Genomic DNA, 11,437 nt, shown 5'->3' on the forward strand with positions numbered 1-11,437 from the left:
CTCACACCCTGAGGGGAACACCTCCTCAGGGGCGTGTTCCCCTTTTTTTTATGGAGAACACGCATGACTTTTATCAACCATCGCAGCGCATTCCTGAGGATTTTTAACACCACGGCCCGTTATCATCACCGGCACAAAGTGTTTGAGGACTTCGTCAGCTGCGCGGCCATTGCGCTGCACAACGGCGTTGCGCACGATGCAGAGCTGGAAAAGCAGTATCTGAGCATAATTGCCGGCTACGAGAAGGAAGACGTCACCCGGATGGCTGAGTTACTGGGTCACGTCGTGATGGCGCTCGATCAGGAACGTTGTGATTTTCTCGGCAGCGTTTTTATGGAGCTTGAGCTGGGAGATAAGTATCGCGGCCAGTTTTTCACGCCGTGGGACGTATCGCGAATGATGGCATCAGTGCAGCTTTCCGGCATCGATGCGCTGATGCAGGGAAAAGATTTCATTACCCTGCAGGAACCGGCGAGCGGTGCAGGTTGTATGGTCATCGCCTTCGCTGAAGAGTTTGCTCAGCGCGGTTACACGGTCTCAGAACAGCTGTGGGTGTCGGTGACGGACGTTGATCCGCTGGCCGCCAGTATGTCCTATATACAGCTCTCGCTCTGCGGCATTGCGGCAGAGGTTGTGACCGGAAACGCGCTGACGCTTGAACGGCGTCGCACGCTTTACACCCCGCTGCACTACACCGCCAGGTGGGCAGCAAAACTCGGCAGTGCAGAGCAACGCGCAGCCTGACCATAACGCCTCTCCGGAGGCGTTTTTTTTTGCGGGTCAGTATAGAGTTTGCGGTGGATACCACCTCCCCGGCAGGGCATGGTTCATGGCATGACGCTGACGGAGGTACTGAATACATGCAACCCACGCAGGAGCAGGCACAGATCATCGCCTGGAAAGGCACAAAACTTGTCGTTACGGCGTTTGCCGGCACGGGCAAAACGTCAACGCTTGAAGCCTACGCGCTGGCAAACCCCACGGAGCGGATGCTTTATCTCGCTTACAATCGCGCGATCAGGGAGGAGTCCGAGCGTCGTTTTCCTTTTAACGTCGAGTGCAGAACGTTTCATCAACTGGCATGGCCGACGTTCGGGCGGCACTTTCAGGCGCGGCTAACCACGTCTCTGCGCGTAACGGATATTGCGCGGCTGCTCAACACCCGTCACTGGCTGCTGGCACGCACTGCGCTGAACACGCTTAACACCTTTCTGTACAGCGCCGACGGGGAAATTTCATTTCTGCATCTGCCCGATGAGAGCGATCGGGGCGGGCTGGACACGGGCAAAATACTCGGCGCTGCACAGGTCATATGGCACGAAATGACCCGGATGGATTCACATTTTCCGGTAACGCATGACACCTATCTTAAGCTTTATCAGCTGTCCGTTCCGGAGCTGAACAAGAAATGGGACGTGATCCTTTTCGATGAAGCGCAGGATGCGAATCCGGTGACCAGTCAGTTTGTTCTCAGCCAGCCCTGTCGCATTATCCTTGTCGGCGATCGTTATCAGCAGATATATCGCTTCAGGGGAGCGGAAAACGCTCTCGTTTCTCAGCAGCTGGAGACTGCAGACAGGCTGTGGCTGACGAACAGCTTCCGGTTTGGTCCGGCGGTCGCAGACGTTGCGAATACCCTGCTTGCCGGGGCGGGGGAAACCCGCCGGATCTGCGGCCTCGGCGGTGAGGACCAGGTTGTAGCCGAACTGCCCGCCGGAACCGCGCACTGTTGCGTTATCAGCCGGACGGTAGCGGGCGTGATTGGCTCAGCTCTTGTAGAGAGCCTGACGGGTAAAAAGGTGTACTGGGTGGGCGGCATGGAGGGATACCGCATTGGTGAACTGGAAGATTTATACTGGCTTTCGGTCGATATGCCCGATCGCATTCAGTCGCCGCAGCTGACGCGCGATTATCGTGACTTTGAAGAATACCGAACCATTGCCAAAGCAACAAAAGATCCGGAAATGGGGCAGGGTGTACGATTGCTGGACATGTACTTTCCACTGCCAATGCTGCTGGCTGTGTTAAAAAAGCAGGCGGTGACGCGCGAAAGCGATGCTGATGTGACGGTCGTGACGGCGCACCGCAGTAAAGGGCTTGAGTGGAACGCGGTCAAAATCAGCGACGATTTTGTTGATATTACCGATCCCCTTTTAAACCCGCGCGAAAAAGAAGATGAGCTGAATCTTCTGTACGTATCGGTGACGCGTGCGCGCAAAATTCTGGTGCCGAATGAGCTGGTCTGCATCGTGACCGGCTGCCTCGATGCACTGAGCGAAGACTCTGAAACGCCGGTCGGAAAGGACTCAGAGAGCGCAGAGGCTGCGCTTACTATCAGCAATGAAGCTGAAATACCAGGGAGCCAGAATGTTCAGTAAGCTCATAACCATGATATCCGGGGGGCAAACTGCGGCTAAGTCAGCGCAGGCTGGCGGTAAGGTTCCGCCGGGATATTTCGCGCCACAGTCAGCCGCAGAGCTGCTTTCTTCCCCGCATCGTAAGCTCCTTCTCAGGCAAATCTGGGATAACACGTCATTGCCTGAGGAGATTTATAACCGACTTTACCTGGCACCGCTGAAAAGACTCGCTGAGTGCGTACAAAACGTGCCGGCCAACCGTGGCTGACGCCATGCGCTATGCCCTGAAGCAGTCCGGCTACTCGCTTTGTCAGACCGGTCCGGCTAACGGCGTGTTGTACCGTCAGCCGCTGCCGGCCGTCCAGTTCCAGCTCGGCCCGATGCGCCTTCGCACCGCGCTGCAGGTACTGGCGGGCCCGGCATGGGAGCTTGAAGTTGATGACGTACAGCGTGTGGTCTGTCACAGCCTGCGTGCCGGTTATCAGTTGCCCGTGACACAGCTGCCGCCGCGTCCTGCCAGCGCCTACGCACCGGCTGCTGGCACTCCATCTTCTGCCAGTTCCTCTCAGGTGATCGCCCCTCGTCCCATTCAGGCCCAGCCTGCTCACGGAGGATGGCTGACAAAATGACCACAGAAACGTCCTTCCCTCACGAAAACGCTGATGACGTTGTTCCGTCATCAGGCGGCAGGTTCAGCGCCGTAAAACGCCGGCTGCCGGCTATAGGACTGACCACGCTTTCCATTGCCGCACTGGGTCTCGCATTCATTTCGCTTCGCGCCGTTGAGTCGCAGGAAAACCGTCTCAGCTACGTCGAGAAACAGCAAAACGTGGTTTACACCCAGGCAGTGGCTAAAACCGATCTTGAACCTCTACAGGCAAACATCAATACGCAGGCCGGGGCGATAAAAAGGCAGCAGGTTCAGCTTGATGCGGTCCGTAAATCGCTCGAAGCCTGGTCTGCCAGAGGATTATCTGAAGCAGTCGGTCAGTTTCGCCAGTCGATCGGTGAGCTGAGCGATTCGCAGACTGCACTGCAGAGCCGTCAGGCTGCACTGGAACAGTCAGTTACTGCGCTGCAGCACCCGCCTCAGAAAGCGCAGCAGGCCACAGCTGAACCCAAAGCGGCAACGCCTGTAAAAAAGCCGGCACCCGCTAAGCCGCACCGGGCAGTCAAAACCGTGGCCCGCAAAGCGCCATTTGTACTGACCGGCGTTGAAAAGCGGGGCACGGAGTCGTTTGCGGCCATCGCGCCGTCGGGATTCAGCTCGCTGGCTGAAGTCCGCCTGATCGGCGAAGGCCAGACCGTTAATGGCTGGACACTTGTTCACGCCGGATACGGGCAGGCTCAATTTCGCGTAAACGGTCGCTTAACGACTATCAACGTTCGCTAACGGAGACGATATGAAGCTAAAAATAATCAATCTTGCAGCGATTATGCTTTGCTGCTCTGCGCAGGCCAGCGTTCAGGTTCAGAATTCCAGGGGCGAACCAGTGGGTGCGCCGGCGCAGAGCGTGCAGCAAAGCAGCGTGCAGGATCTGAAACAGCAAGCCGGTCAGTGGGGGCTAAGTCAGGACGATTATGAGCGCTATCAGTCGCTGATGAACGGTCCGCGCGGCATTCAGTCACCGGGTCTGGATCCGTTGTCAACGCTGGGTATCGAGGCGCGGAGCCAGGCGGAGCGTCGTCAGTATGCTGAGAAATGGGTAAAGGAAGAGTTTGCGCGTACGCAAAAAGAGCTGGATTTCCAGCGCGAAGTTACCGCCGCATGGAAGCGGCTCTATCCGGAAACGCTTGCGGTAAATATGGGCAACGCAGCCGGCATTGCGCACGACACCGGCGGGCGGCTGGCGCTGTTCGTTAAGTCAGCGGGCTGCGGGCAGTGTGACGCCCGGCTGGCAGCGGTATTAGCCGATAACAGGCCGGTTGATATCTACCTTGTGGACAGCCAGGGCGATGACGGGAAACTTCGCGGCTGGGCAAAAGACCATCACATTCCGCTGGACAGGGTGCGCAGCCGTCAGATCACACTGAATCACGACGGCGGTCGCTGGATGCGGTTCGGTAACGGCATCATGCCGGTCGTTCTGCAGCAGGGGGAAGACGGATGGCAACTCGCCGCATTCTGACCGGCGCGGCGCTGCTGCTGCTTTCATTTTCCACGTTCGCCGGTGGCAAACAGACCGTTCCGGATGGGTACGTGCGCGTGGCGCAGGCTCACAGCGTGCCGCCTGAATCGCTCTACTCCGTCAGCCTGCAGGAATCATCGCGCAGGCTGCCGCAGGGCGAACGCCCGTGGCCGTGGACGCTCAACGTCGCGGGTAAGGGCTATCGCTATAAAACCCGTCTTGAAGCCTGGCAGGCGCTGCAGGTGTTCATGAAAACGAACTCACTGAAGCGCATCGATGTCGGTATTGCCCAGGTTAATCTCGGCTGGAACGGCCAGCATTTTACGTCAACCTGGGAGGCGCTGGATCCCTACGTGAATCTCAACGCGGCTGCCGCCATCCTGCGCGAGTGCTGGGACCGGAAACCCGGAAGCTGGCTCGATGCCGCCGGTTGTTATCACCATCCCGCAGGCGGCGCACCCGCTGCCCGCTATCGCGCTTTCGTTAAAAGCAAGCTCGCCATGCTCCAGTCCTCGCCGCATCTGCCGGCGGCTACCGCAGTTGAACAGACAGCGTCCGCATCGGTGCCGGATAACGGCCTCGTCTGGATAAATCCACGGAGTCAGTGATCATGAATCTGAAAAACCTCATCGTTACCGCATTTATCGCCTTTTCGCCTGCCGCGCTGGCGGAGCTCAACGTCATTGCAGACCTGGGCGGACAGAGCACGCAGGCTGTTTTCGAGGCCGTAAACCGCCAGGATACGCCTCCTGCGCCTGCTGCAGCTCCTGAACAGGGGGAAGCGGCCATGCTGCCCGTTATTACGCCAGAACTTTCCCCCGGAAAGGTGCCCCCCCGGGCGCTGCAGCTGCCGGGCATCGGCGCGCTGTTTATCATGGGTGATGACAGCTATTCACGGCAGTGGCTGCAGCAGAACGCACAACAGCTTTCGGCCAGAAATGCAGCCGGCCTCGTTGTGAACGTTGAAAGCATGGCATCGCTGGAATCCCTGCGCGGTCTCGCGCCCGGTCTTCAGCTGGCTCCCTCATCGGGATCTGAATTTGCCCGCCGCCTGCAGCTGACGCATTACCCCGTACTTATCACAGACAGCGGCCTGTCTCAGGAGGTAGGGCAGTGATATCAGCTCCTTACATCGCTGTACTGTTGATGGCAAATCCGGTCCTCCTGGCCGTCCTGCTGGCCGTGATTATCTTTCTGCTCTGGCATTTTCGCCGGCAGTCGGTCAGCGAGCGGCGGCACCGCCGGTATCGCGCAACGGCAGAGCGCGTCTTTACCCGCCTTCGCCAGCTCAGCGGAGACGGGCAGCGCATGAGCTATCTGCGCAAGATTAATCCCTACGTATTTGAGGAATTACTGCTGCTGGCATTTGAGCGTCAGGGCTATGCCGTACAGCGCAATGCGTCGTACAGCGGGGACGGCGGACTGGACGGACGCGTACACATAAACGGCGAGTGCTGGCTGATTCAGGCCAAGCGCTACAGCCGGGCGATCGCGCCGGCGCACGTCCAGGATTTTGACGCGCTGCTGACGCGCATGGGGCAGCGCGGTCTGTTTATTCATACCGGCAGGACCGGCCAGAAAAGCAGGGCTTTCGGGAGCGGTTCACAGCAACTGATGATTATCAGCGGACAACGCCTTCTGGCTCTGCTGGCAGGTAAACCCTTTAAGGAGTTCTTTCTGTGAGTGATAAATACGTAATTGAAGCCCTTCTGCGCCCGGCTGTTGAACTGAATACAGCGGTCGCAGCGGGCACTGCCGCCATCGTCTGCGTGACAGCGCCCTGGGCAGTCGCCCTGGCACCCTCCGTCAGCTACGTCACCGCCGGCGGATTCGCCGTGCTTTCTGCCATACGCGCGCGTCAGGGAATACAGGTCATTCGCTACCGCCGTAATCTTCGCCGTTTACCGCGCTACGTAATGACGTCAAAACAGATCCCCGTGAGTAAACGCCGGCTTTTTCTGGGCCGTGGGTTTCGCTGGACCCAGAAACACACTCAGCGCCTGCGCGATACGCTGCGCCCGGAAGTGGCCCACTATCTTAAGCCGTCGAAGCTGTATCAGCTTGCCCGCCAGTTAGAGGAAGCGACAGAAAGCAGTTTGCCGGCGATCGGCAAGCTGCTCAGTGCAGATTCGCCAGTCAATCCGGTTCGCCCGCTTCCCCCGGTTGGCGGTAATCCGGCCGTACACGGCATTGAGCCGGATGAAACTGACGTCACGCTCGATTTACGTGAGCGGGTCGGCCACACGGTTGTCTACGGGACAACCCGCGTGGGCAAAACGCGCCTCGCTGAGCTGTTAATCACTCAGGATATACGTCGTGGAGACGTCACCATCGTATTTGATCCGAAAGGCGATGCGGACCTGCTGAAAAGGGTCTGGGCGGAAGCGAACCGGGCGGGGCGGGGCGATGAGCTGACCGTTTTCCACCTGGGCTGGCCTGATATTTCCGCGCGGTATAACGCCGTAGGACGCTTCGGGCGCGTATCAGAAGTCGCTACGCGCGTTGCCGGCCAGCTCAGCGGCGAAGGTAACAGCGCAGCGTTTCGCGAGTTTGCCTGGCGGTTCGTGAATATCGTTGCCCGGGCGTTGGTTGCTTTAGGTGAACGCCCGGATTACACCCTTATTACCCGCTACGTGAACAACATCGCCAACCTGTATCTGCGTTACGCCGAAAAAATCATTACTGAGAAACTGCCCGAACTGAACAGCCAGATCGAGAACAACGCCAACGCGTTCAGTGATGATGACGTGCCGCGCAACATGCAGGGGCAGCCTGAAGCTATCCGGATTTGGGCAGTTGAAGTGGCGCTGAGTTCGGACGCAGGAAACGCGCTGTATGACCCGATACTTGACGGATTGCGCTCTGCCGTACGCTATGACCGTACCTACTTTGACAAGATTGTGGCGTCACTGCTGCCGCTGCTGGAAAAACTGACTACCGGTAAAACAGCGGAGCTGCTGTCTCCCGATTATCTGAACATGGAAGATCCGCGCCCTATTTTTGACTGGGAGCAGGTTATCCGTAAAAAAGGCATCGTTTACGTGGGGCTTGATGCACTCAGCGACAGCGAGGTTGCCAGTGCCGTAGGTAACAGCATGTTTGCCGATCTGGTGAGCGTGGCCGGGCACATCTACAAGCACGGTATTAACGGCGGCCTGCCGGGTTCAAAAGAGGGAAAAGACCCCATTAACCTGCACTGCGATGAATTCAACGAACTGATGGGCAACGAGTTTATCCCGCTCATCAATAAAGGCGGCGGTGCGGGCATGCAGGTGACGGCCTATACGCAGACCTCATCTGATATTGAAGCCCGCATCGGGAGTGCGGCCAAAACCTCTCAGGTTCAGGGTAACTTCAACAACCTGATCATGCTGCGCGTGAGAGAGAACCGGACGGCAGAGCTGCTGACCTCACAGCTGCCGCAGGTTGAGATCTACAGTAAAACGCTGGTCTCAGGTCATCAGGACTCAGCTGACGTCACCGTCAATCACGACTTTACCTCCAGCACCCAGGATCGCGTGGGCACCATTAAGGTGCCACTGCTTGAGCCTGCCGACATTGTCACGCTGCCTAAAGGTCAGGCTTTTGCGCTGCTTGAGGGCGGCCAGCTCTGGAAAATTCGTATGCCGCTACCGGCGGGCGATGCAGGTGACGTGCATATGCCTGAGAACATCGCGCGTCTTGCAGAAGAGATGCGCCGGAATTACCACAGCAGTGAAGGGTGGTGGGACAGCCGCAGTTCAGCAGCTGCGCCAGTGAAGGGAGATAATAATGGCTGAGGCACGTCGTACCGCACCGCAGCAATATCCGCAGCAGCACCCCGCGCAACCGCGTGAGCACGGCCTGCTCTATAACCTGGTCTGGGGCTGGCCGTGGAAACTCGTTGGCGTGATCCTGGCTTCACTGATGGTGAGCCTTGTCATTGAATATGTCGGTATTGCGTTCTTCTGGCCTGAAATGGGTGCCGCGCACAGCCAGGCGGTGATGAATACCGAGTTTGGCTATCTGTCTTCTGATTTTACCCGCAGCCTGCTGCTTTCCGAGCCGGCTGCAACGGTGACGCGCTGGATAACGGATGCCTATCAGTGGGCGTTTGTGGACAGTGGGATCATCGGCTGGATACAGGAAAAATATCAGGCCGAGATGAACAGCGGCAATGAGGTATCGCGCAATCTTAAGGGTGCCAGCCGCTGGATGGGGAATTATCTGCAGCAGTACATGCTGGCAACGGTATATGTCTCTATCGTGACGCTGATCCGCGTCACCATCATTGCCCTTTCTGTACCGCTGTTCGTACTGGTTATATGCGTTGCCGTGGTTGAAGGGCTTGGCCGACGTGATTTGCGCCGGTTTGGTGCCGGTTATGAGTCATCTTTTCTGTACCACCGCGCGAAAAGATTGATCAAGCCAGCTGTTTATCTGCCGGTGATGGCCTACCTCTCATGGCCTTCTGCGGTCTATCCAAACCTGCTACTGCTACCCGCAGCATTAATGCTGGGGCTTACCATTACGGTTACAACTGCATCGTTCAAAAAGTATCTTTAATGGCCATATACCAAAGCCTGTAAAATGCAGGCTTTGCTAAATTTCCTTACTAAATAAGATAAAGGTAAGATCACAGTAAACTTGTGCGATAAGTAAGATACGGACATCGGTTTAATGCCAAAAATGTTATTTAGTGATCGAATTTCACTATTAACAGCCGGTGAAATGCTCAATTAGCCGAAAAAACAAATGCAATTTTAACCAATACAACCGTCAATCCTTGCGATCTACCTTCCTGCCAGGAACCTGAGAGCACCCGGAAACCTGCGTTTATAAAGACAAGTCTCTTTTCAGGTTTCGCTGAGTACGAAAGTGATAACTTTGCGTAACATATCCCTGTCGAGAGCCTCTCCGAATGCGGGATTACGTACCGAACGCACAGCCATCCCTTCCAGTAAGGAGGTGATGATTTCACATTTTGAAATGACGTCTTCAGAGGCACCGCCCAGAATATTATAGAAATCCTGAAAGACGTCTTTATCGTATTCCTGGATCAAGTGCGCTATAGACGCATTGCGTGAAACCTCTGCTGAAATTTCCATTTTCAGCGCCGCGGTTCCTCTGTCTAAAAAGCGCTGCTCATCCGCAAGCGTGGCATCAACGAGCGCCTCAACAGCGTTTTTGGTTTTCATCGAGGATTTCACGTTAGAAATATAGGTTTCAATCTGACTCCTATCTCTGGCGACGATTGCCTCAACGATCCCCTCTTTGCTGCCGAAGTAATGATAGATATGACCGGAGCTCATTCCTGCTGCGGCTGAGATCTGAGACATGCTCGTTTTGTGGAATCCCTGAAGCTTAAAACACTCAACAGCAGCCTCCAGAACCTGCTCTTTGCGTCTTTTTGCTATATCAGAATCACCGCCATTTTTTTTAACAGACATACCTGAACCTTATTGTCCTGAAAATTATCTTCGCGAAAGGTGGACGTAAACATCACTGACCAGAAAATCAACCATTTAACAACGCAAGCGATTGATAAATATACATTTAAATCATATGGCACGCCGTAAAGACTAACATCATTTTCTGAATGTGTGGCGTGATTTTTGCAAAACTGTCAAGAGCTCCACAATTAATAAAAACTTGAATCACAACTTTACATTTTTAGGTCGGTCGTTCAACCTACAACGCGCTATGCCGCAGGTTCGTGCGCTTAATCATACGCTAATAAAAGATTGGTCAACCAACCTAGATCACAATTCGGGATAAAAAATGTATTATTTTCATGATATTAAAAAAAGAAAACAGCTGGGCAACTTCATTAACCTGGCGTTAATGATCGGCGCTACGAGCCTCCTCAGCGCGTGTGATGACGCACCGGCTTCCACGCCTGCTGCAGAACCACCCGTGGTAGGCGTGTATAAAGTCGAGCCCAGCAATGTCCGCATGCTGACGGAATTACCCGGACGCACCAGCGCCTATCTGATAGCGGAAGTCAGACCGCAGGTAGGGGGCATCTTATTAAAGAGGGATTTCACCGAGGGTACGGACGTAAAAGAAGGCCAGACCTTATACCATATTGACCCAGCGCCTTATAAAGCGACGCTTGCCAGTGCTGATGCAAGTCTGGAATCGGCTAAGTTACTGTTCTCACGGTACAGCAAACTCGCGTCCTTAAATGTCGTCAGCCAGCAGAATCTGGATGACGCGAAGTCCCAGTATCTGCAGGCAAAGGCCAACGCCGACAATGCCAGAATTAATCTTAACTACACCGAAATTAAATCCCCGATTTCGGGAAGAATTGGGCGTTCCAATGTCACCCAGGGAGCGCTCGTCACCGCCGGGCAGACAAATGAATTAGCCACGGTGCAGCAGCTGGATCCGATCTACGTGGATATTTCACAGCCGGCATCGGCCCTGGTTCAGATACGTGAGGATCTGGAAAGCGGTCGCCTCAAAAGTGATGACGAAGGCCGGGCAAAAATCAGCCTGGAATTTGACAACGGCACAAAGTACAAACAGACCGGCACTCTTCAGTTCTCCGAAGTCAGCGTCAATGAAAGCACCGGTTCGGTAACCCTGCGGGCAGTTTTCCCTAATCCTGACGGCGTTTTGCTGCCCGGTATGTTTGTGCGCGCGCAGCTGCAGCAGGGGATCCGTGAAAACGCCATTCTTGTGCCACAGAGAGGGGTGACGCGGGACACTCAGGGTAAAGCGGTCGCGTTAGTGGTGGATGCTGACAACGTTGTGGAACAGAAGAACCTTACAACGGATCAGAGCATTGACGGGAACTGGTTAATCAGTGCCGGACTTAAGCCCGGCGAGCAGGTCATTGTCGATGGTTTACAGAATGTGACTCCTGGAATGATTGTTAAGCCTGTTCAGGCTGCAAAAAATTCATCCGAAGGCAGTTTATCTAAGACGTCAGATCACAAAGATAATACGGATATTTAAGGGAGCAGC

Annotated in this window: 12 protein-coding genes and 1 pseudogene; 12 read left to right on the forward strand and 1 reads right to left on the reverse strand. The window is 55.5% G+C overall.

Annotated elements, in window-relative coordinates; genetic code table 11:
* The first annotated feature begins 63 nt into the window (after window positions 1-63).
* From IAE27_RS03525 to IAE27_RS03575, 11 genes and pseudogenes are all read left to right on the forward strand, one after another.
* The gene (locus tag IAE27_RS03525; protein WP_103061274.1) at window positions 64-744 is read left to right on the forward strand and encodes an N-6 DNA methylase; all 681 of its coding nucleotides are present in this window, start codon (window positions 64-66) and stop codon (window positions 742-744) included.
* Window positions 745-860: 116 nt separating this feature from the next.
* Window positions 861-2,378 (forward strand): UvrD-helicase domain-containing protein, encoded by a 1,518-nt coding sequence (locus IAE27_RS03530; RefSeq protein ID WP_103061273.1) that lies wholly within the window; start codon window positions 861-863, stop codon window positions 2,376-2,378.
* 10 nt (window positions 2,379-2,388) lie between these two features.
* A complete protein-coding gene (locus IAE27_RS03535; protein ID WP_227685230.1) occupies window positions 2,389-2,625 on the forward strand; it encodes a TraI domain-containing protein in 237 nt (78 codons plus the stop codon).
* Window positions 2,609-2,986: pseudogene (locus IAE27_RS03540) on the forward strand (pilus assembly protein PilL); the annotation flags it as partial. The gene IAE27_RS03535 and the pseudogene IAE27_RS03540, both read left to right, overlap by 17 nt.
* Window positions 2,983-3,750, forward strand: a complete 768-nt coding sequence (locus tag IAE27_RS03545; protein ID WP_004181868.1) for a hypothetical protein — start codon at window positions 2,983-2,985, stop codon at window positions 3,748-3,750. The pseudogene IAE27_RS03540 and the gene IAE27_RS03545, both read left to right, overlap by 4 nt.
* 10 nt (window positions 3,751-3,760) lie before the next feature.
* Entirely contained in the window at window positions 3,761-4,486 is a 726-nt protein-coding gene (locus tag IAE27_RS03550; protein ID WP_004181870.1) for a TIGR03759 family integrating conjugative element protein, read from the forward strand.
* A complete protein-coding gene (locus tag IAE27_RS03555; protein WP_004181871.1) occupies window positions 4,465-5,094 on the forward strand; it encodes a lytic transglycosylase domain-containing protein in 630 nt (209 codons plus the stop codon). Before IAE27_RS03550 ends, IAE27_RS03555 begins: the two co-directional genes overlap by 22 nt.
* Before the next feature lie 2 nt (window positions 5,095-5,096).
* A complete protein-coding gene (locus IAE27_RS03560) occupies window positions 5,097-5,603 on the forward strand; it encodes an integrating conjugative element protein (protein ID WP_004181873.1) in 507 nt (168 codons plus the stop codon).
* Window positions 5,600-6,169 carry a restriction endonuclease gene (locus IAE27_RS03565; RefSeq protein WP_004181874.1) on the forward strand — a complete coding sequence of 190 codons (570 nt, stop codon included), beginning with the start codon at window positions 5,600-5,602 and terminating at the stop codon, window positions 6,167-6,169. The genes IAE27_RS03560 and IAE27_RS03565 overlap by 4 nt, the downstream gene beginning before the upstream one ends.
* Complete coding sequence (traD, locus tag IAE27_RS03570) at window positions 6,166-8,265, forward strand: type IV conjugative transfer system coupling protein TraD (protein ID WP_004181875.1); 2,100 nt, start codon at window positions 6,166-6,168, stop codon at window positions 8,263-8,265. The genes IAE27_RS03565 and traD overlap by 4 nt, the downstream gene beginning before the upstream one ends.
* Entirely contained in the window at window positions 8,258-9,031 is a 774-nt protein-coding gene (locus IAE27_RS03575) for a TIGR03747 family integrating conjugative element membrane protein (RefSeq protein WP_004181877.1), read from the forward strand. The genes traD and IAE27_RS03575 overlap by 8 nt, the downstream gene beginning before the upstream one ends.
* 290 nt (window positions 9,032-9,321) lie before the next feature.
* On the opposite strand, the gene IAE27_RS03580 is transcribed toward IAE27_RS03575, so the two are convergent.
* Window positions 9,322-9,915: a TetR/AcrR family transcriptional regulator gene (locus IAE27_RS03580; protein ID WP_004181878.1), complete on the reverse strand. Its 594-nt coding sequence runs from the start codon at window positions 9,913-9,915 to the stop codon at window positions 9,322-9,324.
* Window positions 9,916-10,246: 331 nt separating this feature from the next.
* Here IAE27_RS03580 and IAE27_RS03585 point away from each other — a divergent pair, with 331 nt between their 5' ends.
* Window positions 10,247-11,428, forward strand: coding sequence for an efflux RND transporter periplasmic adaptor subunit (locus tag IAE27_RS03585; RefSeq protein ID WP_077258305.1), 1,182 nt, complete (start codon window positions 10,247-10,249; stop codon window positions 11,426-11,428).
* The last annotated feature ends 9 nt before the right edge of the window (window positions 11,429-11,437 follow it).

This window comes from Klebsiella sp. S69, from assembly GCF_016516145.1.
Classification (GTDB): Bacteria; Pseudomonadota; Gammaproteobacteria; order Enterobacterales; family Enterobacteriaceae; genus Klebsiella; species Klebsiella oxytoca.